The 24,817-nt window shown below is 70.8% G+C and carries 24 protein-coding genes and 1 pseudogene; 18 read left to right on the forward strand and 7 right to left on the reverse strand.

Features of this window, described 5'->3' with window-relative positions; translation table 11 throughout:
- Nucleotides 1–28 precede the first annotated feature (28 nt).
- The 5 genes from ACWDEX_RS28940 to ACWDEX_RS28960 all read left to right on the forward strand — a co-directional run bounded on the left by ACWDEX_RS28940 (nt 29) and on the right by ACWDEX_RS28960 (nt 6,325).
- On the forward strand, nt 29–625 hold the full coding sequence (locus tag ACWDEX_RS28940; protein ID WP_450467259.1) for a DUF5998 family protein: 597 nt from the start codon (nt 29–31) through the stop codon (nt 623–625).
- On the forward strand, nt 625–1,815 hold the full coding sequence (locus tag ACWDEX_RS28945; RefSeq protein ID WP_450467214.1) for an alkaline phosphatase family protein: 1,191 nt from the start codon (nt 625–627) through the stop codon (nt 1,813–1,815). The genes ACWDEX_RS28940 and ACWDEX_RS28945 overlap by 1 nt, the downstream gene beginning before the upstream one ends.
- Before the next feature lie 83 nt (nt 1,816–1,898).
- Complete coding sequence (locus tag ACWDEX_RS28950) at nt 1,899–2,549, forward strand: thymidine kinase (RefSeq protein WP_450467216.1); 651 nt, start codon at nt 1,899–1,901, stop codon at nt 2,547–2,549.
- A gap of 276 nt (nt 2,550–2,825) precedes the next feature.
- On the forward strand, nt 2,826–3,272 hold the full coding sequence (locus ACWDEX_RS28955) for a hypothetical protein (protein WP_450467218.1): 447 nt from the start codon (nt 2,826–2,828) through the stop codon (nt 3,270–3,272).
- 176 nt (nt 3,273–3,448) lie between these two features.
- Nucleotides 3,449–6,325, forward strand: a complete 2,877-nt coding sequence (locus ACWDEX_RS28960) for an ATP-binding protein (RefSeq protein WP_450467220.1) — start codon at nt 3,449–3,451, stop codon at nt 6,323–6,325.
- A gap of 143 nt (nt 6,326–6,468) precedes the next feature.
- On the opposite strand, the gene ACWDEX_RS28965 is transcribed toward ACWDEX_RS28960, so the two are convergent.
- Nucleotides 6,469–7,701: a hypothetical protein gene (locus ACWDEX_RS28965; RefSeq protein WP_450467222.1), complete on the reverse strand. Its 1,233-nt coding sequence runs from the start codon at nt 7,699–7,701 to the stop codon at nt 6,469–6,471.
- A 238-nt stretch (nt 7,702–7,939) separates the two neighbouring features.
- On the opposite strand from ACWDEX_RS28965, the gene ACWDEX_RS28970 reads away from it, so the two are divergent.
- Together ACWDEX_RS28970 and ACWDEX_RS28975 are read left to right on the forward strand one after the other, a co-directional pair.
- A complete protein-coding gene (locus ACWDEX_RS28970; protein WP_450467224.1) occupies nt 7,940–8,935 on the forward strand; it encodes a helix-turn-helix domain-containing protein in 996 nt (331 codons plus the stop codon).
- A gap of 33 nt (nt 8,936–8,968) precedes the next feature.
- Nucleotides 8,969–9,144 (forward strand): annotated as a pseudogene (locus ACWDEX_RS28975) (thymidine kinase); the annotation flags it as partial.
- A gap of 26 nt (nt 9,145–9,170) precedes the next feature.
- Here the strand turns inward: ACWDEX_RS28975 and ACWDEX_RS28980 are convergent.
- On the reverse strand, nt 9,171–9,974 hold the full coding sequence (locus ACWDEX_RS28980; protein ID WP_450467225.1) for a VOC family protein: 804 nt from the start codon (nt 9,972–9,974) through the stop codon (nt 9,171–9,173).
- Between the two features lie 314 nt (nt 9,975–10,288).
- On the opposite strand from ACWDEX_RS28980, the gene ACWDEX_RS28985 reads away from it, so the two are divergent.
- Entirely contained in the window at nt 10,289–11,140 is an 852-nt protein-coding gene (locus ACWDEX_RS28985) for a sulfurtransferase (protein WP_450467226.1), read from the forward strand.
- A gap of 82 nt (nt 11,141–11,222) precedes the next feature.
- Here the strand turns inward: ACWDEX_RS28985 and sepH are convergent, their stop codons facing one another.
- Nucleotides 11,223–12,260 carry a septation protein SepH gene (gene sepH / locus ACWDEX_RS28990; RefSeq protein WP_450467227.1) on the reverse strand — a complete coding sequence of 346 codons (1,038 nt, stop codon included), beginning with the start codon at nt 12,258–12,260 and terminating at the stop codon, nt 11,223–11,225.
- Between the two features lie 504 nt (nt 12,261–12,764).
- Between sepH and ACWDEX_RS28995 the strand changes: the two genes are divergently transcribed.
- Nucleotides 12,765–13,559, forward strand: coding sequence for a hypothetical protein (locus ACWDEX_RS28995; protein ID WP_450467228.1), 795 nt, complete (start codon nt 12,765–12,767; stop codon nt 13,557–13,559).
- Here ACWDEX_RS28995 and ACWDEX_RS29000 read toward each other — a convergent pair.
- Both ACWDEX_RS29000 and ACWDEX_RS29005 read right to left on the reverse strand, forming a co-directional pair.
- Nucleotides 13,483–14,802, reverse strand: coding sequence for a D-arabinono-1,4-lactone oxidase (locus ACWDEX_RS29000; protein WP_450467230.1), 1,320 nt, complete (start codon nt 14,800–14,802; stop codon nt 13,483–13,485). The genes ACWDEX_RS28995 and ACWDEX_RS29000 overlap by 77 nt on opposite strands.
- Nucleotides 14,762–16,000: an MFS transporter gene (locus ACWDEX_RS29005; protein WP_450467232.1), complete on the reverse strand. Its 1,239-nt coding sequence runs from the start codon at nt 15,998–16,000 to the stop codon at nt 14,762–14,764. Before ACWDEX_RS29005 ends, ACWDEX_RS29000 begins: the two co-directional genes overlap by 41 nt.
- Before the next feature lie 182 nt (nt 16,001–16,182).
- Here ACWDEX_RS29005 and ACWDEX_RS29010 point away from each other — a divergent pair, with 182 nt between their 5' ends.
- Nucleotides 16,183–17,310 (forward strand): ferrochelatase, encoded by a 1,128-nt coding sequence (locus ACWDEX_RS29010; protein ID WP_450467233.1) that lies wholly within the window; start codon nt 16,183–16,185, stop codon nt 17,308–17,310.
- Nucleotides 17,311–17,318: 8 nt separating this feature from the next.
- Nucleotides 17,319–18,137, forward strand: coding sequence for an inositol monophosphatase family protein (locus ACWDEX_RS29015; RefSeq protein ID WP_450467234.1), 819 nt, complete (start codon nt 17,319–17,321; stop codon nt 18,135–18,137).
- A gap of 149 nt (nt 18,138–18,286) precedes the next feature.
- On the opposite strand, the gene ACWDEX_RS29020 is transcribed toward ACWDEX_RS29015, so the two are convergent.
- Entirely contained in the window at nt 18,287–18,460 is a 174-nt protein-coding gene (locus tag ACWDEX_RS29020) for a hypothetical protein (RefSeq protein WP_450467236.1), read from the reverse strand.
- Between the two features lie 417 nt (nt 18,461–18,877).
- On the opposite strand from ACWDEX_RS29020, the gene ACWDEX_RS29025 reads away from it, so the two are divergent.
- From ACWDEX_RS29025 to ACWDEX_RS29040, 4 genes are all read left to right on the forward strand, one after another.
- Nucleotides 18,878–19,531, forward strand: coding sequence for a response regulator transcription factor (locus tag ACWDEX_RS29025; protein ID WP_450467238.1), 654 nt, complete (start codon nt 18,878–18,880; stop codon nt 19,529–19,531).
- Nucleotides 19,532–19,536: 5 nt separating this feature from the next.
- Nucleotides 19,537–20,769: a sensor histidine kinase gene (locus ACWDEX_RS29030; protein ID WP_450467239.1), complete on the forward strand. Its 1,233-nt coding sequence runs from the start codon at nt 19,537–19,539 to the stop codon at nt 20,767–20,769.
- Nucleotides 20,770–21,162: 393 nt separating this feature from the next.
- Nucleotides 21,163–21,459: a DUF4193 domain-containing protein gene (locus ACWDEX_RS29035; protein ID WP_003993510.1), complete on the forward strand. Its 297-nt coding sequence runs from the start codon at nt 21,163–21,165 to the stop codon at nt 21,457–21,459.
- Between the two features lie 13 nt (nt 21,460–21,472).
- Nucleotides 21,473–22,372: a hypothetical protein gene (locus ACWDEX_RS29040; protein WP_450467241.1), complete on the forward strand. Its 900-nt coding sequence runs from the start codon at nt 21,473–21,475 to the stop codon at nt 22,370–22,372.
- A gap of 33 nt (nt 22,373–22,405) precedes the next feature.
- Here the strand turns inward: ACWDEX_RS29040 and ACWDEX_RS29045 are convergent, their stop codons facing one another.
- The gene (locus tag ACWDEX_RS29045; protein WP_450467243.1) at nt 22,406–22,867 is read right to left on the reverse strand and encodes a DUF3093 domain-containing protein; all 462 of its coding nucleotides are present in this window, start codon (nt 22,865–22,867) and stop codon (nt 22,406–22,408) included.
- A 58-nt stretch (nt 22,868–22,925) separates the two neighbouring features.
- Here ACWDEX_RS29045 and ACWDEX_RS29050 point away from each other — a divergent pair, with 58 nt between their 5' ends.
- The 3 genes from ACWDEX_RS29050 to ACWDEX_RS29060 are packed head-to-tail and all read left to right on the forward strand — an operon-like array spanning nt 22,926 to nt 24,785.
- Complete coding sequence (locus ACWDEX_RS29050; protein ID WP_450467244.1) at nt 22,926–23,510, forward strand: PaaI family thioesterase; 585 nt, start codon at nt 22,926–22,928, stop codon at nt 23,508–23,510.
- On the forward strand, nt 23,507–24,022 hold the full coding sequence (dut, locus tag ACWDEX_RS29055) for a dUTP diphosphatase (RefSeq protein ID WP_450467246.1): 516 nt from the start codon (nt 23,507–23,509) through the stop codon (nt 24,020–24,022). Before ACWDEX_RS29050 ends, dut begins: the two co-directional genes overlap by 4 nt.
- 1 nt (nt 24,023) lies before the next feature.
- Complete coding sequence (locus ACWDEX_RS29060) at nt 24,024–24,785, forward strand: DUF3710 domain-containing protein (protein ID WP_450467247.1); 762 nt, start codon at nt 24,024–24,026, stop codon at nt 24,783–24,785.
- The last annotated feature ends 32 nt before the right edge of the window (nt 24,786–24,817 follow it).

The raw sequence follows: 24,817 nt of genomic DNA on the forward strand, positions 1-24,817 counted from the left end.
TGTCTTGCAGTCAGTGCGTCCCCGTAGGATGGACGTCATGGCCAAGACCAGTACGACGACCCAGGGGCTGCGCGCGGCGATCGAGCGCAGCGGCTACTACCCGGCTCTCGTGGCCGAGGCGGTGGAAGCCGCCGTGGGCGGCGAGCCCATCCGGTCGTACCTGGTCCACCAGGAGACCACCTTCGACGCGAACGAGGTGCGCCGACACGTGACCGTGCTGGTCCTGACCGGCAACCGCTTCATCGTCAGTCACACCGACGAACAGGCCGCGGACGACACCTCCCCGACGCCCTACGCGACGACGTCGACAGAGTCGGTGAAGCTCGGCCGGATCTCGTCGGTCGTCGTGAGCCGCGTCGTCGCCAACCCTGAGTCCTACAGTCCGGGCACGCTGCCCCGCGAGGTCGTCCTGACCATCGGCTGGGGCGCCGTCTCCCGTATCGACCTGGAGCCCGCCGCCTGCGGCGACCCCAACTGTGAGGCGGACCACGGCTACACGGGCAACGCGACGGCGGACGACCTCAGCCTCCGCGTCAGCGAGGCCGGGGACGGGCCGGAGACGGTGCGCCAGGCACTCGCCTTCGCGCAGTCCCTCTCCGAGGCGACCGCGGACTTCACCCGCTGATGGCGCTGTCCACCTGGGACGACCACCCTGAGCCGCTCGCCGTCGACTCCGCGCCCCTTCCCGAGTACGGCACCGGCTCGCTGGCCGATCTGCTGCCCACGCTGGCCGCGGGCATGGAGGTGCCGGGCCAGACCGCCGCCATACCGGAACTGACCGCCGCCGACCGCAACTGCGTCTTCCTGGTCGACGGGCTCGGCTGGGAGCAGCTGAAGGCGCACCCTGGCGAGGCGCCCTTCCTGGCCTCGCTCCTGTCGTCCTCCCGCGGGGGCACGGGCCGCCCGATCACCGCCGGCTACCCGGCGACCACCGCCACCTCGCTCGCCTCCGTCGGCACCGGTCTGCCGCCCGGCGCGCACGGCCTGCCGGGATACACGGTGCGTGACCCCGCCACCGGCGAGCTGATGAACCAGCTCCGCTGGCATCCCTGGACGGAGCCGCACGCCTGGCAGCCGTACCCGACGATCTTCCAGCTCGCGGACGCGGCCGGAATCCACACGGCGCAGGTGTCCTCCCCGACCTTCGAGAGCACCCCGCTGACCAAGGTCGCACTGAGCGGCGGGACGTTTCACGGCCGTCTGACCGGCGAAGACCGCATGGACCTCGCGGCAGAGCAACTGGCCGCGGGTGACCGCTCGTTGGTGTACACGTACTACGCCGAACTCGACGGTGCCGGTCACCGCTTCGGCGTCGACTCGGACACCTGGCGCGGCCAGCTCATGTACGTCGACCGGCTGGTCCAGCGCCTGGCGGAGCAGCTGCCGCCGCGCACCGCCCTGTACGTCACCGCCGACCACGGCATGATCGACATCCCCTTCACCGAGGCGCACCGCATCGACTTCGACGAGGACTGGGAGCTGCGCGCCGGGGTGGCCCTGCTGGGCGGCGAGGGGCGTGCCCGGCACGTCTACGCTGTGCCGGGCGCCGAGAACGACGTTCTGACCTGCTGGCGCGAGGTGCTCGGCGAGCAGTTCTGGGTGGCCTCCCGGGACGAGGCGATCGCGGCGGGCTGGTTCGGCCCGCACATCGACCAACGGGTGTACGCGCGCATCGGTGATGTGGTCGCCGCGGCCCGCGACGACGTGCTGATCATCGCCTCCGAGCGCGAGCCCAAGGAGTCGTCGATGGTCGGGAACCACGGATCGATGACGGCCGTGGAACAGTTGGTGCCCCTGCTGGAAGTCCGCACCTGAGCACGGGGGCGCACCCGACGCCCGGTACGCTCCCGATGACCCGCATGCCCTCCCCCATCCCCTCGAAAGGTCCTCAACTCCCCATGCCCGAGCTGGTGTTCTTCTCCGGAACGATGGACTGCGGGAAGTCGACTCTGGCGCTACAAATTGCACACAACCGCTCGGCTCGTGGTCTGCAGAGCGTGATCTTCACACGGGACGATCGCGCGGGGGAGGGCAAGCTGTCCTCACGCCTGGGGTTGGTGACCGAGGCGGTGGAGGCTGCGCCGGAGCTGGATCTCTACCACTTTGTGGTGGAGCGCATGTCGCGGGGCGGCAAGGTCGACTACGTCCTCGTGGACGAAGCCCAGTTCCTGCTGACGGAGCAGATCGATCAGCTGGCCCGGATCGTGGACGATCTGAACCTCGATGTGTTCGCGTTCGGCATCACCACGGACTTCCGGACCAAGTTGTTCCCCGGCTCGCGGCGGCTCATCGAGCTGGCGGACCGGGTTGAGGCGCTCCAGGTCGAGGCGATGTGCTGGTGCGGGGCGCGGGCCACCCACAACGCGCGCACAGTGGGCGGCGAGATGGTCGTCGAGGGCGAGCAGGTCGTGGTGGGGGACGTGGGCATGGCTGCGGAGATCGTCGGGTACGAGGTTCTGTGCCGCCGCCATCATCGCAAGCGGGTGACCAGCGCGGCGGCGCGAGCGGCGGCGCTGTCGCCTGACGTGCTGCCTGTTACGTCCGGCTGACTTGTGCTGCTACGCCGGCGCCGAGGAACTGGGGGGCGCCGGCTCCTCCACGAGTGTCCCTCATGGGATCACATGCTGGTTCCCGGATGAAACTTCGGGAGAGAGCGACCTCTGCGCAGGGGTTTCCTTGCCCTACGTATCGATTGCCGATCCACCCGGTCGTTTTCTGCGTACCCGCGCAATACGCGTTCCGGATGGTTTCCGCGGGTGTCCCTCGCGGAGGGTGGAGTGCTATCAGGCCGCAACGGCGCCGCGCACCACCCGCAGGAGCCTCCCATGATCGTCGCCGAACGCATCGACCGTTCCGCGTCCGGCGACCGCGCCGCCGACGCCGCCCCCGGGCGGAGCCGTACGGCCGCCTTCATCATGCCCGCCGTCACCGGAGCCGCGCCCGCTTTCCGGAGCTTCGCCTACGACACGGCGCGGCGGTGGGGGCTGCCCGACTCCGTGTGCGACGTCGTGGCGCTCATGGCGTCCGAACTCGTCCACGACCTGGCCCGGTTCAGCGCCGGCCTGGACACGTCCCTGATACTCACTGCCGACGAGACGGCCGTGATCGTGCAGGTCAGGGAGTCCGGCCGGCCTCGCCCTGTCTTCCGTGCCCCCTCCGCGCACGGCGTCCGCAGGGCGCGGCGCGAGGAGGCGCCGACGGCCCCGCGCCGGCCGGTCGGCGGGGTGCGTCGGGAGGCTCGGGTCCTGCTGCCGGAGCCGGAGCACATGTAGGCACCGGGAACCGCCCGCACGCCGCCCGAACCCCCCTCCGAACCCCGCTCGAACCCCCGTCCCCCTGAGCTCCGGCCCACTGCCGCCTGCCCGGCCGGCCCGACCGACGTCGTTTGCCCCGGCATCCCGTCCCGGACTAGCGTGGTCCGGGCAAGGCAGGTGATCAGGTGGGGCGTGTGGCCGACGGTGATGCCGAGACATCGGCGGGTACGTTTCGGTTCGTCGGACGTGAGCGTGTACTGGACCTGCTGCTGAGCGCGGTCCGGCGGCCGCCGGCCGTGGTGATGGTCGAGGGCGAGGCCGGGATCGGCAAGTCCAGGCTGCTCGCCGAGGCCACCGCCGTGCTGAGCCGGGAGAAGCGGCCGGTGCTGACCGGCTTCTGCCACCCACTGCGCGAACCGTACCCGTACGGCCCGGTCGTGGACGCACTCAGCAAGGCCGGGCCGTGGCTGCCCGCCACCGGTGTCCCACCCGCCGCCGGAGCCCTGGCCCCGCTCCTTCCCGATCTCGCCGACCGGCTCCCGCCCCCGCCTCCGCCCGACGAGGACCCCCGGCGCGACCGTCTGCGGATGATCCAGGCCGTGCGCTCCTTCCTGAGCGTGCTCGGCCCGGCAGTCCTGGTCGTCGAGGACATGCACTGGGTCGACGAGGCCACCCGCGAACTGCTGTTGCTGCTCGCCCGCGACCTGCCCGGCCGGCTGAGCCTCGTCCTCACCTACCGGGTCGAGGGGGTCACGGCCCACACTCCAGTCCTGGGCTCCGCGTACCGCCACCCGCCGGGCACCGGCGGCGCGGTGATCCCGCTGGCCCCGCTCACCGAGGACGACGTCCTGGAGCTGGCCGCCGACTCGCTCGGCGCCCACGCCACCCCGGCGCTCGCCGCCGCCCTGTACGAGCGCAGTGAAGGGCTGCCCCTGGTGGCCGAGGAGGATCTGCTCACGCTGGCCGAGCATTCCCGCACGCATGGCTACGACGGCATCGCGGCCACGCTGCGCGACGCCGACGTGCCGCGTGGGCTGCGCGAGGCGATGACCGAACGCCTGGCCGCCCTCTCGCCGGACGGTTCCGCCATCGCCGAGGCGGCGGCCGTCCTGGCTGTCCCGGCCCCGCAGCAGTTGCTCGCGCGGCTCGCCGGGCTCGACCGGGAGCGCGCCGTGAAGGGGCTCGTCGAGACGATCGACGCCTCGGTGCTGCGCGAGGCCGACAGCGGCCGCTACGTCTTCCGGCACACCCTGGCCCAGCAGGCCGCCTACCGGTACGTCCCCGGGCCCCGCCGGGCGCTGCTGCACGAGCGCGCCATCGAGGAGCTGGCCCGTCAGACGCCGCCGCTGCTGGTGCAGATCGCCCACCACACGCTGGCCCTCGGCGACCGCCGGGCGTGGCTGCGCCGGGCGGAGGAGGCCGCGGACCAGGCCGTCGCGGTCGGCGACACCGGTACCGCCGAGGCCCTCATCAACCAGATCCTCGACGAGCCCGAGCTGGACGCCGCCCTGCGCTCGCGGGCGGCCCTCGCCCTGGCGCAGATCGCGGCCAGGGGCGTGGACCCCGTCGCGCACGCGAGGCAGCTGCGCCGCATCCTGGCCGACCCGCAGCTGCCGAGGGCCGTCCGTGGCGAGATCCGACTCGGGCTCGGCCTGCTCATGTTCAACGAGCTCGCCGACGGCGCCGGGGCCGGTGAGATCGAGAAGGCGGTCGAGGAGCTGGGCGAGAACCCGGAGCGGGCCGCCCGCGCGATGACCGTCCTCGCGCTCAACGAACGGCAGCCGCCCGACGCGGCGTGGGCCTGGCTGGAGCGGGCCGAACTCACGGTCGAGGACAGCCTGAACGAAGCCGTCAAAGCGATGATCTACGCCAACCGGCTCACGCTGCTGGCGTATTCGGGCGACCCGTCCGTCTGGCCGCTGCTGGATACGCTCCCGCGCAACGCGGACGACCCCGAAGTGCTGCTGCAGATCACCCGGACCCTGCTGAACGTCGCTGACGGCGCCACGGAGACCGGACATGACCGGCGGGCCGTCGCCCTCCTGGAGGAGGGCCGGAACCTGCTCCGCCGGGTGGACTACCCTCTCGCCGCGTGCTACGCCGACCTGGCTCTCCTGCGCATGGAAGGGCTGGGGGGCCGCTGGGACGGGCTTGAGGAGCGTTTCGCGGACCTCGTGACCGCCTACCCTGCCATGAACGCTCCCCGGATCGAGCAGGCGCTCTTCCTCGGACAGCTCTTCTCCGCCCGGGGGCAGCGCGCCCGGGCTCTTGAGTGCTTCGGCACCGCGGCGGAGGAGGGGGAGCGCCATGTCGTTACCATCTCCCTGCGGGCTGCGGCCGGACTGGCCGCCATACACCTCTCCCAGAGCGCCGCGAGCCGGGCCTGGACGATCGCGGGGGAGGCCCTGGCCCTGCTGCGCCGCTCCGGAGTCTGGGCGAAGGCGACCGGTCTGGTGCCGGTCGCGGTCGAGGCGGCGCTGGCCTGCGGCGACCGCGAGGCCGCCGAGGGGATCGTCGAGGACGCCGGACGCGGCATCGAGGGCCGGGACGCGCCCGCTGCCGTCGCCGAGCTGGCGCTGGCCCGCGGACTGTTGCTGCTGGTCGCGGGGCCCGCCCGGGCGGCGGAGTGCTTCGCGAGCGCCGAGGCCGCATGGCGGGAGATCGGCCGCCCCTACGAGACGGCCCGCGCCGCCGAGCAGCGCGCGCGTGCCCTTGCCGAGACGGACCCGGCCGGTGCCGCCGGGCCGCTGGAGCAGGCCGCCGCCACGTACACCGAGCTCGGCGCCACCGCCGACCTGGCCCGCGTCCGGCACCTGACGCTGCGGCTCGGCCTCGCCCGCCCGAAGACCGTCGGACGGCGCGGCTACGGTGACCGGCTGTCGCCGCGCGAGCGGCAGGTCGCCGAACTGCTGGCGACGGCCGCTACCAACCAGGAGATCGCCGACACCCTGTTCCTGTCCCCGCGGACCGTCGAACGGCACGTCGCCAATGTGCTGCGCAAGCTCGGCACCACACGCCGGAACGTCGCGGGCAGGCTCGTGCAGGAGGCGGAAAAAGAGGCGGCGCCCTGAGGGGGCGGGGTAGGAGGCCACAGCGCCGCGCGGGCGGGGAACAAGGCCGGGGGACGTCTCCAACTCCTGCCCCAAGGGAGGCGGTTCACCGGGCGGTGGTGCGGTACCAACTGCGGCACCACCGCCCCCCGGGTCCCTGGCCGTCAGACGGCGTCGGGCTTGACCAGCTCCGGCAGCTTGACGTCGAACTTGTTGGCGAACGTCAGCGACGGCAGGATGTGACCCTGGTTCGCCGCGTTGTTGGCCACGCTCGCACCCCAGGTGGACGCCGCAAGGCGCTGGTTCGGCGTGCCGTGGTGACCCGAGTCGAGGAAGGAGCAGTCCCCGATCTCGTAGAAGCCCTTCTCGCTGTCCAGCAGCCGCTTGGCGTTGAGGGACTCACCACGGGAGTGGGTGAGGTAGTAGGTGCCGAACGCGTCGGCCATCAGCTCGGTGCGGCGGGTGGCCTCCGGGCCGGTGAGCGTGGTGTTGGAGAACAGGTGGTCCTCGAACTGCACGTGGTGGCCGAACTCGTGGGCCATGATCGCCTTGGGGGCCACGCCGTCCAGACCGATCTCCTTCATGACCTCCAGGATGCCGTCACCCATGACGATCCGGTCGGAGATGCCCATCGGGTTGGGCTCGCCCTCCTCGCTGTAGGCGAAGGCGTTGAGGGTGAGGATCGGGTTCATCCCGTTCTTCAGGAAGGGCTCCATTTCGAAGTATGCGGGGTAGAGCTCCTTGGCGAACTCGGTCGCCACTTCCTCGGAGACGCCGTACAGCGCCGCGATCACCCGTCCCGCGCGTTCGGGGGACTGGTAGATGTCGTTCTTCATGGGCACGAGCTGGATGTCGGCGGAGTTGATGTCCCAGAAGGACTTGAGGTCCTTCATCGTGGACGTGACCTTCTGGGTGTACTCGCCGTTCAGGCCGAAGGTGTTGGCCTTCGACTCCTTGCCGAAGAGCAGGGCCTCGTAGACCGGCAGGTCGAGGAGGCCGAGCGCCCGCAGGATCTCGAAGCCGAACCCGTTGTTGATGCCCTCGTAGTGCTTGAGGACCGCCGCCCGGAACTGGGTGCTCTGGCACTGGTAGGAGTTCGGGTCGATACCGGCGTGGCTGATCTCCGCCCACAGGGTGTCGCCGGCGCCGGACTTGTCGTAGAGGGTCTGCACGCGGTCCTGCCAGCCGGCGGGCAGCTTGGCGATGAAGGCGTCGACGGTGGCCTTGATCTTCGGGTCGAGCTTGGAGGTATCGATCCCCCCGGGCGTGGCGGCGGCGGTGGCCGTGACGGCGGAAGCGGCCGGGTCGGCGTCGGCGGCGATGGCGGGGGAGACGGCGCCCAGCGCGCAGGTGGCGACGGTCGCGACGGTGACGGCCCAGGCGACGTGCTTCTTCATGGGAACTCCTTGATGCGCGGGTGAACACCGGGTGGGGGCTTGGAAAAGAACCGGTGTTCGGTGTGCGCACCACTGTGCTGGCCGACGCGGTGAGCGGAAAGATCTTCGGCTGTCGCTATTCGGCATGGCAGAAACCTGACACGGTGGGCGGCCGCTGCCACGCGCCCCCCGCGCGTGACGCCTCCCTCCATGCCGGGTCGGGGCGGAACCGCAGGTCACCGCGTGCTATCCAGGAGGCGTGCACCCACTTCAAGCCATCGGTCTGCCCGCCTCCGCCGAGCGTGCCTACCTCGTACTCGTCGAAGGCGGCGCGCTGACGCTCGCCGGGATCGCCGAGGTCCTGGAGACGACGTCGCGCGAGGCCACCGAGGTGGTCGCGCGGCTGAGCGCCCTCGGCCTGGTGGAGACGGTGCCGCGCGACGGCGACACACCGACGAAGGTGCGCGCCTGCCCGCCCGCGGACCCGCTGGGGAACCTCGCTGACGAGCGCGCCCGGCAGGCTGCCGCCCTGCGGGAGAGCTCGGAGGCGCTGTCCCGCTTCTGGCGCGACCACCATCCGGACAGTGCTGGGTACGTCGAGGTCGTCCGCACCGCGGCCGCGATCGAGGCGGTCAGACGCCGCGTCCACGACGAGGCCTTGCGGAGCGTCCGGGCCCTCTCCGTCGGCTTCTCCGTGGCCAGGTCCGGACGCGTCACGGTCCTGGACGGGGCCCTGGAGGCGATGGCCGACGGCATCGAGTACCGGGTGGTGTACCGGGCGCAGGCCCTCAGCGACCCGGACGTGCGGGAGGTCGTCCAGACCTGCGCGGAGGCCGGGGAGCAGGCCCGCGTCTTTCCCGACCTGCCGCTCAGCCTGGCCATCTGCGACGAGGAGTTCTGCGTCGTCAACATCCCCGTGCCCCGGCCGGGCCAGGCGCACGCGATGGTCGTGCGGCGTTCGGGGCTGCTGGACTCGCTCATCGGCGTGTTCGAGTCCTACTGGCGGCTGGCCGTCCCGCTGCCCGCCCTCGACGACGCGGCCGGAGCGGACGAGGCCCCGTCACCGAACGCGCCCGAGGAGACCCGCCGGCTGCTGATGTACCTCAGCTCGGGGCTCACCGACGAGTCCATCGCGCGTGAATTCGGCATCAGCGAACGTACCTTGGCCCGCCGCATCGCACGCCTCCAGGAGATCGTCGGCGCCCAGACCCGGTTCCAGCTCGGCGTCCAGGCGACCCGGCGCGGCTGGCTCTGACGCCGCAAGGGCATGAGCCTGGGGACGCAGGCAGACACGACTGACCGGGTCGAGGTCCTCCAGGTGGAGGCCTTGTGCTGGTGCGGCGCCGCGCCACGCACAACGCCCGCACCATCCTGTGCCGCCGCCACCACCGGCGTCGCATGACGGCCGCCACGGCGCGCGTGGCGGCCCTCTCCCCGGACGTACTGCCGGTGTCGTCCCTCTGATGCACCACCGGTTCCCCCGCGAGGGTTCAGTCGAGCCCGCTGACCACCGAGAACACCGCGTTTTCCGGGTCCGCCACGGTGACCATGCGGCCCAGGGCCGTTTTGCACGCGGGACGCACGACGTGTCCACCCAGCTCGGTGACCCGCTCGGCCGTCGCGTCGACGTCCGCGACCTGGAAGTACGTCATCCAGTGCGGGCCCTGGTCACGGGGCAGGTGGTCACCGACGCCATGGATGCCGGCGACGGGGCGTCCCTCGATGTGCAGGGTGATGTAGTCGAAGTCCGCGGAGACGACCGGCTCCTCCACATAGCCGAAGACCGACCGGTAGAACTTGGCGACACTCGCCGTGTCATAGGTGAGGAGCTCGTTCCAGGCCGGAGTGCCGGGGACGCCCGTCAGACCCGTGCCGAGGTGTTCGGCCGCCTGCCAGACGCCGAACACCGCGCCCAGCGGGTCGCAGGCGATCGCCAGCCGCCCGGCGTCGTCCGCGTCCAGCGGGCCGACTCCCACCGTTCCGCCGCAGCTGCGTACCGCCTCGGCGGTCACGTCCACGTCGTCGGAGCCGATGTAGGGCGTCCAGGCGATCGGCAGATGGCGGTCCGGTGGCAGCTTCCCGATGCCCGCCACGTGGTAGTCGTCCAACACGGCTCGTACATACGGCCCGAAGTGTTGCGGTCCCGGCCGGAACCTCCAGCCGAAGAGTGCCCCGTAGAACTCCTGGGTCGCTTCCATCCCGTGCACCATCAGACTCACCCAGCACGGCGTGCCGGGCGCGTGCCGAGTGTGCTTGGTGCCCTTCAAGCCCGCCGGCTCCCGTGCCTCGGTCATTGGTAACTCTCTCCTCGGCCCCTCGTGGTGGCCGTACAGCCTCCGCCTGCGCGCGCGGGCGCCGCGCACGCGCGTGTGCACATTCCGCGCCGATGTTCACCACTCAGGTCGCACCACGACCTCCGGTTGTGCCGTCGTGCGGCGACCAGCAGATGCCGGAAGCGCTGTTGCCCGTTTCTGTGCGATTGCCGTGTCGTGCCCGTCGGCTGTACACCATGTGCCCGATCCAGCACACCGGGTGACTCCGCCTGCCCGGCGGAGCAGAGTAGCCGGACTTGGGCTACGCGGCCACCCCATGCGCAAGGATGAGGGCCATGAAAGCCATCATCTCCGCATCCGAACTCGCGAGCGACTTGGCGGGACCGCGGCCGCCCACGCTCCTGGACGTCCGCTTTCAGATGACCGTCGCGACGGCGGCCGGCGCGGCTCCCTTCGACGGCCGGGCCGTCTATGCCGACGGGCACATCCCGGGCGCCGTTTACGTGGACCTGGACCGCGATCTCGCAGGTCCGCCGGGTTCCGCCGGTCGGCATCCACTGCCCGACACGGAGCGCTTCGGCGCGGCCATGCGGGCCGCGGGCGTCTCCTCGGACCGGCCGGTCGTCGTGTACGACGGGGGACAGGGCTGGGCCGCGGCACGTGCGTGGTGGATGCTGCGCTGGACCGGTCACCCGGACGTAAGGGTGCTCGACGGCGGTTTGGCCGTCTGGGACGGGCCGCTGGCCACCGGCATCGAGGAGCCCACCCCCGGCGACTTCCGGCCGATGCCGGGCGCACTGCCGCTCCTGGACGCCGACGGAGCCGCGGCGCTCGCCCGCACGGGGCTGCTCCTGGACGCGCGGGCCGGTGAGCGCTACCGCGGCGAGGTCGAGCCGATCGATCCCGTGGCCGGTCACATCCCGGGGGCGGTGTCGGCGCCGACGATGCAGAACGTGACCCGATCCGGCCATTTCCTGCCCGCCACCGAACTCGCCGAACGCTTCAAGGCGCTCGGCGTGACGGAGGGCACCGAGGTGGGCGTGTACTGCGGGTCGGGTGTCTCTGCCGCGCAGCAGGTGCTGGCCCTCGCGATCGCGGGAATCCCGGCCGCGCTGTACGTGGGGTCGTGGTCGGAGTGGTCGGCGGATGCCCGCCGCCCGGTCGCGGTGGGTCCCGACCCCCAGTGAACGCGACAGGGTCCACGCCACAGTGGCGTGGACCCCGTCCTCGTAAGTGCGGCAGCTCCCGCTGCTCGCTCGGCCGCTCCCGCTACTCCTGCTTCTTGCGGCGCGTTCCGAACACGATCTCGTCCCAGCTCGGGACTGCAGCCCGGCGGCCCGGGCGGACACCGTCCGCCTCGGCCTGGCGGTCCGTCGCGCCGACCAGGCGGTCCCGGTGGCTGGCGACCGTGCGCGGCATGAGGATGTCCGCGTACGCGGAACCGGCCGAGGCCGCGGGTGCGGGAGGTTCCTCCGCCGCGGGTTCCTGGGCGGGCTCCTCCTGCGGCTCCGCGGGTCGCTCGGGTACCACCATGTCGCCGCGGAAGCTCGGTACCGCCTCCAGGAGGCTGGTGAGCGAGTCGCGTTCGCCGGTGCTCTCCTCCGCGGGCTCGGGCGACTGCGATGGCAGGACGGGCCGATCGATCTGGCGCTCCAGGGCGCGGTCCATGCGGCCTTCGCGCGGCAGGCGCGCGATCCGCGGCACGAAGGGGTGGCTCGGCTCGGACGCCGCGAGGTCGTCGGACTCGCCGATCAGTGAGCGCGCTTCGTCGTCGACGGCCTGGACGAGCCGTCGAGGCGGGTCGTACGTCCAGCTCGCCGAGTGCGGCTCACCGGCCACCCGGTAGACGAGCAGCACCTCCCAGGTGCCGTCGTCACGGCGCCAGGAGTCCCACTGGACGGTGTCCTTCTCGGCGCCGCGCAACAGCAAGCGCTCCTGGACGGCCTCGCCGAGCTGGGGGCCGGCGTTCTCACCGGGCCGACGCACCGGCGTCTTGCGGGCACGCTCAGCCATGAAGGCACGCTCGGCCAGTACGGGGCCTTCGAAGCGGCGTACACGATCGACGGAGATGCCGGCGAGCTGGGCGACCTCTTCCGCTGACGCACCGGCACGTATCCGTGCCTGGATGTCCCGGGGGCGGAGATGGCTCTCCACCTCGATCTCGATCTGGCCGAGGCGGGGACGGTCGCCGCGCACGGCGGCGCGGAGCCGCTCGTCAATCGGAAGCGTGTACTCCGTGCTGTCCGCAGCCTTCAGCACCAGCCGTGTGCCGTCATTGGAGACGGCCACGACACGCAGTTCGGGCATGGGGACCTCCCGGGTGGTGCCTGCCGACGTCACGTGCGTCGCTGCTTCCGCTAGTCGAGTGTGGCCTGCCCGGGTGCAGCCTGCCACAACCTTGCCGAGTTGCCCGGCGTGTCGGGCACGGGCCCTGGATCGCCGTTATGGCACGGTACCTATTCGCAACGCTGAGTGACCAACTCCGTCACCGTGTGCAACTAGCCCCCTCCCGGCGGTCCAGCAAGAGTCCGGACACCCTGGAGGGAGGTCGGACTCAGGGCTCGCAACAGTACTCCATTCGGGCCACCTACGTGGATCGGCGCGCCGCCCAACTTCCGGCGAGGGGTGCGAGTCGGCCGCGATGTGCCGCTTCCCCGCCCGTTAAACGTGGCGCACTTCACCTAACCGTCAGAAACGGAACTATTCGTTTCGGTCATACGTCCCCTTTCTCGGGCAGTCGGACGATCATGTCTGACATCGGACGTTCATGTGTGTCCGATCGCGAACGGGAAAGGCAGGCAGGTTCCGGGGATGCGTGAGAAACCGGACGTCGGTGCGGATGCGGAAGCCGGAGAAGTCGGCAAGAAGAGGCGGCTGGATCTGAGCGTTCCCCAGGTGGCGGGCAGCGCCGTGGCCGCGGTGGTGGCCGCCAAGCTCGCCTCCTACTTCGGTGTCTACGGGACGATCCTGGGCGCGGGCCTGATCAGTGTCGTCGCCACCTGCGGTGGGTCGGTCTTCCAGCACGTCTTCAGGCGTACCGGCGAGCAGATACGTGACGTGGCGGTGCAGACCAGGCCTCGTGAGAAACAGAATCCCGTGGCCTTGGGAGAGTTCACCGAGGGCACCGTCTACCGTGCCCGGGTCAAGAGCTGGAAGCGGCCGGTGGCCGCCGCCGCCCTCGTCTTCGGCGTCACCATGGCCGGGATCACCACGTACGAGCTGGTGTCGGGCACCAGCTTCAGCGGCGGTTCGAGCACCACGGTCGGCGACGTCCTGACCGGCCACAGCAAGTCGTCCTCGAAGCCGGACACCTCTCCGTCGCCCTCATGGACGCCGTCGCACGGCCCCGACGCGCCGTCGCACGGCACCTCTTCGGGGCACACGCCGTCCGTAGGCGGTGCGGTCGGAGCGACCCCCGGAAACGGTGGCGCCGACGCGACGAAGAGCCCGGCGCCGGGCGCCACGACCGGCCCGGACACCGGCTCCGGCAGCGCAGCGCCGACCTCGACGCCCACGCCCGGCGCGTCGGCTACGACCCCAGGACCCGACGCAGGTAGTCGTTCCCAAAGCGGCGGTCCGGGTCCAGGCGATCCCTCAGCGCCGTGAACTCACCGAACCGCGGATAGACCCCGGCCAAGTACTCCGCGTCACGTGTGTGCACCTTGCCCCAGTGCGGGCGTCCCTCGTGTGCCGTGAAGATCCGCTCGGCGGCGGTGAAGTATGCCTGATAGGGCGTACCGCGGAACATGTGTACGGCGATGTACGCGCTGTCCCGGCCGGACGCGGTGGAGAGCGTGATGTCGTCGGCCGGGGCGGTGCGGACCTCCACGGGGAAGCTGACGCGCAGGTTCGAGCGGTCGACCATGGCCTTCAGCTCACGCAGCGTCTCCGTCAGGGCCTCGCGCGGGACGGCGTACTCCATCTCCATGAACCGCACCCGGCGCGGAGAAGTGAAGACCTTGTAGGGAATGTCGGTGTATGTGCGTGCCGACAGGACGCGGCTGGAGAGCCGGGCGATCGCCGGGATCGTGGCGGGCGCGGCGCGGCCGACCCAGTTGGCCACCTGGAAGACGCCGTTGGAGAGGAACTCGTCCTCGAACCAGCCGCTCAACTGCCCCACCGGCTTCTCGGGGCCGGCGCTGCGGTTGTTGCGCTTGGTGTTGGTGTTGCCGGTGTGCGGGAACCAGTAGAACTCGAAGTGCTCGTTCTCGGCCCAGAGCTCGTCGAACTCGGCGAGGACCTTCTCGAGGGTCATCGGCTCCTCGCGGGCCGTGAGCAGGAAGATCGGCTCCACCGCCAACGTGATCGCGGTGATGACCCCCAGGGCGCCGAGGCCGATGCGCACGGCCGCGAAGACGTCCGGGTTCTCCTTCTCGGAACAGGTGAGCACCGAGCCGTCCGCCGTCACCAGCTCGACGCCTTTGATCTGAGCGGAGATCGAGCCCGAGTCGCGTCCGGTGCCGTGGGTGCCGGTGCTGGTGGCACCGGAGACCGTCTGCTCCATGATGTCGCCCATGTTCGTGAGTGACAGTCCCTCGCGAGCGAGCGCCATATTGAGCCTCTTGAGCGGAGTACCCGCCTCGACCGTGACCGTGCCGGCCTCACGATCGATCTCGCGGATGCCGGTCAACAGTTGAGGGCGTATCAACATGCCGTCGGTCGCGGCGGCGGCCGTGAAGGAGTGCCCGGTGCCGACGGCCTTCACCCTGAGGCCGTCCTCCGCCGCCTTGCGCACGGCGGCGGAGAGTTCCTCGACCGAGGCGGGGGTGACCTCCCGTACGGGCCGGGCGGTGACGTTCCCCGCCCAGTTACGCCAGGTGCCGCTCTTCCCGCTCGCTGTGGTGCTCATGGGCCCCTCCCCGCTGCCGAACCGGCCTGCGCAGCCGGCGATACCCGAGGAAACCGACCGCGGCCGCGACGGCACCGGACGCCGCCGGAACCCCGTACCCGGCCCCTGCGCCGGCGGCGTCGATCACCCAACCGGCCAACGAGGAGCCGAGCGCGACCCCGACCGCGAGCCCGGTGGACACCCAGGTCATTCCCTCGGTCAGGTGCGCGCGTGGTACGTGCCGCTCGATGAGGCCCATCGTGGTGATCATCGTCGGTGCGATGGACAGACCCGCAGCGAACAGCGCCACGGACAGAAACAGCAGGTTTCCGACCAGTAGGAGGGGGATCATACTCACGGCCATCGCACACACGCCCAGCAGCCACCTGCGTTCCGGCGCTCCGGTGAGACGCAGCAGCCCGAAAACCAGGCCGGCGATGCAGGAACCCGCTGCGTACAGCGCCAAAACGACACTGGCGGCAGCCTTGTGCCCCTGTTCCTCGGCGAAGGCGACGGTCACCACATCGACCGCGCCGAAGATCGTCCCGACCGCCACGAACGTGGCCACCAGGACCTGGAGTCCGGGGGAGCTCAGCGCCGTCCCGCCGCTGAGCCGCTCACGAGGGTGGGGCTCGGGCTCGGTGGCGCGCTGAGCGGTGAGCCAGAAGACGCCGGCCGCGAGGAACCCCGCGGCGAGCAGGGGCCCGGCCTGCGGGAACCAACTGGTGGAGAGGCCGATGGAGATGATCGGTCCGAAGATGAAGCAGACCTCGTCCACCACCGACTCGAAGGAGTAGGCGGTGTGCAACTGCGGGGTACCCCCGTACACGGCCGCCCAGCGGGCCCGGATCATCGCGCCCAGGCTCGGCACCGCACCGATGCCCGCCGCGCACGCGAACAGCACCCAGTCCGGCCAGGAGAGGCGCGAGGCCAGCAGCAGCCCGGCGGCCGCGGTCAGCGCCACGAGTGTCGCCGGGCGCAGCACCCGGCGCTGCCCGTACCGGTCGACCAGGCGCGAGATCTGCGGGCCGATCGCGGCGGCGGACAGCGCGATGGTGGCCGAGAGCGCGCCCGCGAGCCCGTAGCGCCCGGTGAGCTGGGAGATCATCGTGACCACGCCGATGCCCATCATCGACAGCGGCATCCGGCCGAGGAAGCCGGCTGCGGAGAAGCCCTTGGAGCCAGGCGCGGCGAACAGGGTGCGGTAAGGGCTGGGCACGGAGTCTCCGATACGTCCGGTAAGGCGTGAAATGCCGTCATGTGCCTTACGAGTGAGACAAACCGTAATGTATGCGGAGCGCGCTACCGACGCCAGTGTGCCGAGCGGTACCGAGTGGTCCGCCGCCAGGGGTCGGGCGGTCGGCGGGAGAGCCGTCGGTGGCGGGTGGCAGGATCGGAGACATGCCCGACGTACTCGACCCCAGCCCGTACGACGCCCTGCTGCTCCTCTCGTTCGGAGGCCCGGAGGGCCCGGACGAAGTGGTCCCGTTCCTGGAGAACGTGACCAGAGGGCGGGGCATCCCCAAGGAGCGCCTGAAGGAGGTGGGGCAGCACTACTTCCTCTTCGGCGGGGTCAGCCCCATCAACGACCAGAACCGGGCCCTCCTGGACGCCTTCCGCAAGGACTTCGCGGGCCATGGCCTCGACCTGCCCGTGTACTGGGGCAACCGCAACTGGGCGCCGTATCTGACCGACACCCTGCGTGAGATGGTCACCGACGGCCACCGCCGCATCCTGGTCCTCGCGACCAGTGCGTACGCGTCCTACTCCGGCTGCCGCCAGTACCGCGAGGACCTCGCGGGGGCCCTGGCCACCCTGGAGGGCGAAGGCCTGGAGCTGCCCAGGATCGACAAGCTGCGGCACTACTTCAACCATCCCGGCTTCGTGGAGCCGATGACCGAGGGCGTCCTGAAGGCCCTCGCCGACCTCCCCGAGGAGGTCCGGTCCGGTGCCCACATCGCCTTCACCACGCACTCCATCCCGCACTCCGCGGCGGACACCTCCGGCCCGGTCGAGGGTCACGGGGACGGCGGAGCGTACGTCCGCCAGCACCTGGACGTGGCGAAGCTGATCGCCGACACCGTGCGCGAGAGGACCGGCGTCGACCACCCCTGGCAGCTCGTCTACCAGTCCCGCTCCGGCGCCCCGCACATCCCGTGGCTGGAGCCGGACATCTGCGACCACCTGGAGGAGTCGCACGGCGCCGGGGTCCCTGCGGTCGTGATGGCGCCCATCGGGTTCGTCTCGGACCACATGGAAGTGCTGTACGACCTCGACACGGAGGCCACGGCGAAGGCCGGGGAACTGGGGCTGCCCGTGCGCCGCTCGGCCACCGTGGGCGCCGACCCGCGGTTTGCCGCCGCGGTCCGCGACCTGGTCCTCGAGCGCGCCGCCGTCGAACGGGGGCAGCAGGTCACGCCGTGTGCTCTCGGCGCCCTGGGCCCGAGCCACGACGTCTGCCCCGTGGGCTGCTGCCCGGCCCGCACACCCAAGCCCGCCGCCGCGGGCGCCGACAGCCCGTACGCGTGAGGAGCACCGTGAGCGAGAAGCCCGAGCAGTCCGACCGACTGACGGCAGAACTCCTGCAGCTCGCGCTGGAGGCCGCGACCCGAGCGGGCGCCTTCCTGCACGAGGGGCGCCCCGAGGACCTCGGGGTGGCCGCCACCAAGTCCAGCGCCATCGACATCGTCACCGAAATGGACATCGCGTCCGAGAAGCTGATCACCGGTCTGCTGGCCGGCCGCCGGCCGGATGACGGCCTGCTCGGCGAGGAGGGGGCCTGCGTCGAGGGCAGCAGTGGCGTCGAGTGGGTGATAGACCCGATCGACGGCACCGTCAACTACCTCTACGGGCTGCCCAGCTGGGCGATCTCCATCGCGGCCCGCAAGGACGGGGAGACGCTCGTCGGGGTGGTCCACGCGCCCGTGCGCGGGGAGACCTTCCGCGCCGTCAAGGGACAGGGGGCGTTTCTGAACGACCGCCCCGTGCGCGTGCGCCCCGCGCCCGAGCTGGGCCTCGCCCTCGTGAGCACCGGCTTCGGCTATCTGGCCGAGCGCAAGGCCCACCAGGCCGAGGTCGCCGGGCGGCTGATCCCCGAGGTACGGGACATCCGTCGGGGTGGCTCCGCCGCGATCGACCTGTGCGACGTGGCGGCGGGCCGCCTGGACGCGTACTACGAGCGGGGGCTCAACCCCTGGGACTACGCGGCGGGCGATCTGATCGCCCGCGAGGCGGGCGCCCTGACCGGCGGCCGTCCAGGTGAGCCGCTCTCCCCGGCTCTGGCGATCGCGGCCCCTCCCGGCCTCTTCGAGCGGCTCCAGGCCCGTCTGGACGAGCTGGGGGCTTGGCACGACTGACGGGCCCGCGCCCGGAAGCGACCGTCTCCCACGCTGCAGGTGGCCCGTCCCGCTCCCGGGACCGGGCACCGGGACACACGCGCGCCTTCGCACGAAGCGGGGTCCCGGCCTGGATCTGCCGGGACCCCGCTTCGTACGCTGCGAGCTGCTCAGACGCGGATCGCGCCGACTTCCACACCGTGTTCGGCGGCAAGGCGGTGCAGATCGTCGAGCTCCGACTGCTCGACCTCTGCGAGGAAGTCGTCGCCGGTTTCGCGGGCCCGCGTCAAGTCGGACTCGGTAGCCCGTATGCGCTGCAGAAGTCCTGCGGTGAATGCGTCCATGCTGCGCCCCCTCGTCCTGGGTCGTGGGTCGGTGGCACGGGGGTGTGCCGTTGGGAAGGGGCGATCACGTCTCCACTGGGTGCCCAGCGCACTGCCCGGGCTGGGCGGCGACGGTGCCGGACACCCCCGCCCGCCCTGCGGGAAGCGATGGGTGGCAGACCACATGTGGTCTGCCACACGCAGAGCGTGATCGCGGGGTGTAAACCGTCCTCCCCCCGCGCCCTTCCGTGGAAACCTCAACGGTGCGAGAAAATTTCGCATTCCCGGGCAGCCGGACCGCTTCTCCCGGGCGCTCCCACCCCTCTTACAGCCGGTTTATGGTCGAAAAGGGCAGGATGGAGTTCATCATCCAGACAGACCAGCCCGTGGGCTGCGCGCGATCGTGTTGCGCGGGTGGACAGAGGAAGGACAAGCGACGTGCGCGTACTCGTCGTCGAGGACGAGCAACTGCTCGCCGATGCGGTGGCCACCGGACTGCGCCGGGAGGCCATGGCCGTCGACGTCGTGTACGACGGTGCGGCCGCCCTGGAACGCATCGGCGTCAACGACTATGACGTGGTCGTCCTCGACCGCGACCTCCCGCTCGTGCACGGCGACGACGTCTGCCGCAAGATCGTCGAGCTCGGCATGCCCACCCGCGTGCTGATGCTCACCGCGTCGGGCGACGTCAGCGACCGTGTGGAAGGCCTGGAGATCGGCGCCGACGACTATCTCCCCAAGCCGTTCGCGTTCAGCGAGCTCATCGCGCGCGTGCGCGCCCTGGGGCGGCGTACGAGCATGCCGCTGCCGCCCGTCCTGGAGCGTGCCGGAATCAAGCTCGACCCCAACCGTCGCGAGGTCTTCCGCGAGGGCAGGGAGGTCCAGCTGGCCCCCAAGGAGTTCGCGGTCCTGGAAGTCCTCATGCGCAGCGAGGGCGCCGTCGTCTCCGCCGAGCAGCTTCTGGAGAAGGCCTGGGACGAGAACACGGACCCCTTCACCAACGTGGTACGTGTGACGGTCATGACCCTGCGCCGCAAGCTCGGCGAGCCTCCGGTCATCGTCACCGTGCCCGGCTCCGGATACCGGATCTGATACCTGTGGCCACGACCCCAGCACCGCCCACGGCGCCACCCAAGCCCACCTGGGCCCCCCGCAGGACCGAACCCCCGTTCCCGTGGCTGCGCCCGACCATCCGTATACGGCTCACGCTGTTGTACGGCGGCATGTTCCTGATCGCGGGCATCCTGCTGCTGTCGATCATCTACCTGTTCGCGGCACATGCGCTCAACGTGGGCAGCGAACTGCCGTTCAAGATCACCTACGGGCAGGTGACCAGCGACAGCTGTAACTTCCCGCAGCGCCTGTCGGCGAGCGAGCTCAACGACGCGCTGAGCGCCTGTGTGAACGAGCGGCGCCAGCACGCGCTGGACAACCTGCTCAGCCGCTCGCTGCTGGCCCTGCTCGGGCTCGCGGTGATCGCCTTCGCCTTCGGGTACGCGATGGCCGGGCGCGTGCTGTCACCGCTGGGCCGGATCACTCGCACGGCGCGCGCGGTGGCCAGCTCGGACCTGTCCCGCCGCATCGAGCTGGACGGCCCGGACGACGAACTGAAGGAGCTTGCGGACACCTTCGACGACATGCTGGAGCGGCTGCAGCGGGCCTTCACGGCCCAGCAGCGGTTCGTCGGCAACGCCTCGCACGAGCTGCGCACCCCCCTCGCGATCAACCGAACGCTCCTGGAGGTGCACCTCTCCGACCCGGGAGCTCCCATCGAGCTGCAGCAGCTCGGCAAGACGCTGCTGGCCACCAACGAGCGCAGTGAGCAGCTCGTGGAGGGGTTGCTGCTGCTCGCCCGCAGCGACAACCAGATCGTCGAGCGCAAGCCCGTCGACCTCGCCGAGGTCGCCTCCCAGGCCGTCGACCAGGTGCACGCCGAGGCGGAGGCCAAGGGGGTCGAGATCCGTGGCGAACGCTCTGCGGCGGTGGTCCAGGGCAATGGCGTCCTGTTGGAGCGGATCGCTCTGAACCTCGTCCAGAACGCGGTGCGCTACAACGTCCCGGAGGGCGGCTGGGTCGAGGTGACGACCGAGGTCCAGCACGACCAGGCGGTCCTGCTGGTCACGAACACCGGCCCGGTGGTCCCCGCATACGAGATCGACAACCTTTTCGAGCCCTTCACACGGCTGCGTAACGAGCGAACGGGCAGCGACAAGGGTGTCGGCCTCGGCCTGTCCATCGTGAGGTCCGTGGCGCGCGCCCACGGCGGCCACATCACCGCGCAGCCTCGTGAGGGGGGTGGACTCGTGATGCGAGTTACGCTGCCTCTCTGAGGAGATGCCACGACCCGGCGCTATGTCCGCTCTGCGCGGAATTTCCGGGTTGCGGACAAGGCCGACCCATGTGTGATCGATCACAAGGGTGTGATTCCGGCCATCCACCCTCTGTGATCGAACATGGTCCCAAACGCCGGGAAAATCCGGGTTTTCCGGGTGCTTGATCACGGGAAGTACACGATGAGATGCCTTTTGAAAAGCGGCATGGGGACCGTGTACGGTCCGGTTCGCCATCCAACCCGATCACTCTTGAGGAGTCCGGTTGGGTGTCGATTGAGTAACAGACCTTGATGTGAGGCAAAATCTCCGCCTCGAGGCGGGCACAAGTCCGGCCTCTCACGCGTTACGTGCGCTGGAGACACCCGCAGACACCCAGAGGGGGAGAGCGAAATGGCAACCGATTACGACACTCCACGCAAGACCGACGACGATGTCGACTCCGACAGCCTTGAGGAGCTGAAGGCTCGGCGGAACGACAAGTCCGCCTCCGCTGTCGATGTCGACGAGTTCGAGGCAGCCGAGGGCCTGGAGCTCCCGGGCGCCGACCTCTCGAACGAGGAGTTGGCCGTCCGGGTGCTGCCGAAGCAGCAGGACGAGTTCACCTGCATGAGCTGCTTCCTGGTGCACCACCGCAGCCAGCTGGCCCGGGAGAAGAACGGGCAGCCGATCTGCCGCGACTGCGACTGAGGCGGGGTCGGCCGTGACTGGCTCGACCCCACCTTGGAAGCGCCGCTTCCCGCGCAGGGGAGCGGACCACGAGCCGCGTGACGGCTCTTACGGCGCGCGTGACGACGAGCGAGGCTCTTCCGATACGGGAGCAGCCTCGCTCGAACCAGCACACGCGCCCACGGCCCCTGTGGGGCCGAAGGTGCCGGCGGGTCCGCCCGCACCTGTCGCACGGCGCCGTGCGGCCGCCGTCCGGGACGGAATCCGGGAGGGCGTCCGCAGGGGCGGCAGCCGTGCCAGAGCGGGGCTGGCGTACCTCACCGACCGCATCATCGAGCTGACCCCGCGGATCCCCGTACGAGACCTGGCGACTCTCCGCACACAGTTCCCCGGCCTCGGGCCCGAGGAACTCGCGGACAAGCTCGTCGCGGGCGCGACGGGGGCGACGGCCATGGTCGGGGCCACGGTCGGGGCCGCGGCGATGCTGCCCATGCCGCCTGCCATGCCGACCGAACTGGCCACGGAGATCACCGGGGTCGCGGCGGTCGAGCTGAAGCTCATCGCCGAACTGCACGAGGTGTACGGCGTGCGACCGGCCGGGAACCTCCCTCAGCGCAGTACCGCGTATCTGAAGTCATGGTCCGGCGAACGCGGGATCAAGGTGACCAAACCGGCGACGATCGACATGGCCCTGGGCGGGCAGATGAAGCGGGGGCTGCGGCAGCAGATCATGAAACGGATGGTGCGGGACATGCCGAACCTGATGCCGTTCATGGTCGGGGCCGCGGTGGGGGCGGTCATGAACCGGCGGGACACCAGACGGCTCGCCGAGCGGATCCGGAAGGACCTGCGGCGGGTGCAGGTGCCATGGGACGAACTGCCCGAGCTGCCGCCGCTGGAGAAGCCGGAGCATCCTCTGGAGCCCGGCTTCTGACCGCGGCGACAGCGCCTGGTCCCTGCCGCTCTGCTATGCCTTCGCGCGAGCCGCCTCGAGCGCGGCCGCCAGACGCGCCGGTTCCCTCGTCGACAGGTACAGGTACGGCGTCGGGTCCGCCGGGTCGGTGACCTCGACCTTGAGGGCCGTCGGGATGTAGGCGCGCAGGAGCATGAAGGCGCGCGGGTTCGCCTTGTAGGAGCGCCAGGCGCGGGCCTCCTCCCGGTCCAGAACCTCCACGTCGCCGAGGGCCGACACCGGAACCTTCGCTTCGCCCGCGATCAGCGAGTCGCCCACCACACGGATACGGACGGAGCCGTACGAGCTGGCCACCATCGCCGAGATCGCGGTGCCGCCGACCAGTCCGCCCAGCAAGGGCAGCGTGCCGAAGGGAACGAGGATCAGGGCCATCGCGATGCCGATCAGGAGGCACATCAGCCACCAGGTGCGGGGCGCGGTGAGGCGTTCTTCGTACGGCGACGCGGAGAGCTGCATGAGGCCAAGCTTGGCACGATGTCGGGACCACGTTCACGCGCGGGTAAGGTCTGCGGCTGTGAGTGGTACTTCCGCAGCTCTGATGCCCCCCGCCGACGCCCTGGCGCCCATACGCCACCCCGACGCGCCCGCCCCGGGCGAGCTGCTCGGCGCGCACTACGAACAGTGTTTCGGGTGCGGGGGCGAGCAGCCCCACGGACTGCACCTGCAGGCGCGGGCCGGCGAGGGTGTGACCCTGACCGCAGAGTTCACCGTGCAGCCCGCCCACCAGGGCGCGCCCGGCCTCGCCCACGGCGGGGTCCTCACCACCGCCCTCGACGAGACCCTCGGCTCCCTGAACTGGCTGTTGCGCACCATCGCGGTGACCGGCCGCCTGGAGACCGACTTCGTACGGCCCGTGCCCGTCGGTACCGTCCTGTATCTGGAGGCGGAGGTCACGGCGGTCGCGGGGCGGAAGATCTATTCGAGGGCGACCGGACGCATCGGGGGCCCCGACGGACCTGTCGCCGTCCGCGCGGAGGCCCTCTTCATCGAGGTGAAGGTGGACCATTTCATAGACAACGGCCGCCCCCAGGAGATCAAGGCGGCGATGGACGACCCGGACCAGCTCCGGCGTGCTCGTGCCTTCGAGGTGAACCCGTGACCCGTGCCCCCCTGAACGTGCTGATCCGCCGCGTCGACCCGGACGTACCGCTCCCGGAGTACGCGCATCCCGGCGACGCGGGAGCCGATCTGCGCACCACCGAAAGCTGTGAGCTGCGGCCCGGTGAGCGGGCCGTGCTGCCCACGGGCGTGTCTATAGCGCTCCCGGAGGGGTACGCGGCCTTCGTGCATCCGCGTTCCGGTCTTGCCGCGCGCTGCGGTGTCGCCCTCGTGAATGCCCCGGGGACGGTTGATGCCGGGTACCGTGGGGAGATCAAGGTGATCGTGGTGAATCTCGACCCGTGCGAACCCGTGCGGTTCGAGCGCTTCGACCGGATTGCCCAACTGGTCGTCCAGCAGGTCGAGAGGGTCCGCTTCCAGGAGGTCGCGGAACTTCCCGACTCGGCTCGGGCCGAGGGGGGCTTCGGGTCCACCGGCGGTCATGCCGCGGTGGGCGGCACAACGGGTGGGAATCGATACGCTTCGGTCGTATCCGACCGGGAAGGACAGTGACGTGTTCGGACGTCGCAACAAGAAGGATGCCGCCGACGACGCGGCCCGCGAGGCCGAGCAGGTCGTCGACGGTGTCGACACTGAGGCGAACGAAGGGGCCGAGCGCGAGCGCGTGAGGCTCGAACCGGAGCCGCGGCCCGATGGTCCCTGGGACAGCTCCGAGGTCCGTGAGCCCGCTGAGGGTCGGGTGGACCTGGGTGGCCTGTTCGTGCCCGGGGTCGAAGGCATGGAGCTGAGGGTGGAGGTCGCGGGCGACGCGATCGTCGCGGCGACCGTCGTGCTGAGCGACAGCGCCATCCAGCTGCAGGGATTCGCCGCCCCCAAGCGCGAGGGCATCTGGGGCGAGGTCCGCGAGGAGATCGCCAGTGGTATCACCCAGCAGGGCGGCATCGTCGACGAGGTCGAGGGTCCGCTGGGCTGGGAGCTGCGCGCGCAGGTACCTGTACAGCTGCCGGACGGCACGGGCGGTTTCCAGGTCGTGCGGTTCGTCGGTGTGGACGGTCCCCGCTGGTTCCTGCGGGGCGTGATCTCCGGACAGGGCGCCGTGCAGCCGCAGGCCGCGGGCCTGCTGGAGCAGATCTTCCGCGACACGGTCGTGGTCCGGGGCGACGGCCCCATGGCGCCGCGCGACCCGATCGTCCTGAAGCTGCCGAACGACGCGCAGATGGTGCCCGAGGGCGTGCAGCAGGAGGAGGGCGCCTCGCGCTTCTCCGGCGGCATGGGCCAGCTGCAGCGCGGACCCGAGATCACCGAGGTCCGCTGACAGCCCGAGGGCCGAAACGCCGAGCAGGCCGC

This window comes from Streptomyces sp. NPDC001020 (assembly GCF_053599115.1).

Coding starts and splice junctions, on each gene's coding strand:
- ACWDEX_RS29010 (WP_450467233.1), top strand. CDS start 16,183: ATGCCCGACGTACTCGACCCCAGCCCGTACGACGCCCTGCTGCTCCTC.
- ACWDEX_RS29045 (WP_450467243.1), bottom strand. CDS start 22,867: ATGCAGCTCTCCGCGTCGCCGTACGAAGAACGCCTCACCGCGCCCCGC.
- sepH (WP_450467227.1), bottom strand. CDS start 12,260: ATGCCCGAACTGCGTGTCGTGGCCGTCTCCAATGACGGCACACGGCTG.
- ACWDEX_RS29020 (WP_450467236.1), bottom strand. CDS start 18,460: ATGGACGCATTCACCGCAGGACTTCTGCAGCGCATACGGGCTACCGAG.
- ACWDEX_RS28995 (WP_450467228.1), top strand. CDS start 12,765: ATGCGTGAGAAACCGGACGTCGGTGCGGATGCGGAAGCCGGAGAAGTC.
- ACWDEX_RS29035 (WP_003993510.1), top strand. CDS start 21,163: ATGGCAACCGATTACGACACTCCACGCAAGACCGACGACGATGTCGAC.
- ACWDEX_RS29000 (WP_450467230.1), bottom strand. CDS start 14,802: ATGAGCACCACAGCGAGCGGGAAGAGCGGCACCTGGCGTAACTGGGCG.
- ACWDEX_RS28985 (WP_450467226.1), top strand. CDS start 10,289: ATGAAAGCCATCATCTCCGCATCCGAACTCGCGAGCGACTTGGCGGGA.
- ACWDEX_RS28950 (WP_450467216.1), top strand. CDS start 1,899: ATGCCCGAGCTGGTGTTCTTCTCCGGAACGATGGACTGCGGGAAGTCG.
- ACWDEX_RS28965 (WP_450467222.1), bottom strand. CDS start 7,701: ATGAAGAAGCACGTCGCCTGGGCCGTCACCGTCGCGACCGTCGCCACC.
- ACWDEX_RS28945 (WP_450467214.1), top strand. CDS start 625: ATGGCGCTGTCCACCTGGGACGACCACCCTGAGCCGCTCGCCGTCGAC.
- ACWDEX_RS28940 (WP_450467259.1), top strand. CDS start 29: ATGGACGTCATGGCCAAGACCAGTACGACGACCCAGGGGCTGCGCGCG.
- ACWDEX_RS28980 (WP_450467225.1), bottom strand. CDS start 9,974: ATGACCGAGGCACGGGAGCCGGCGGGCTTGAAGGGCACCAAGCACACT.
- ACWDEX_RS28955 (WP_450467218.1), top strand. CDS start 2,826: ATGATCGTCGCCGAACGCATCGACCGTTCCGCGTCCGGCGACCGCGCC.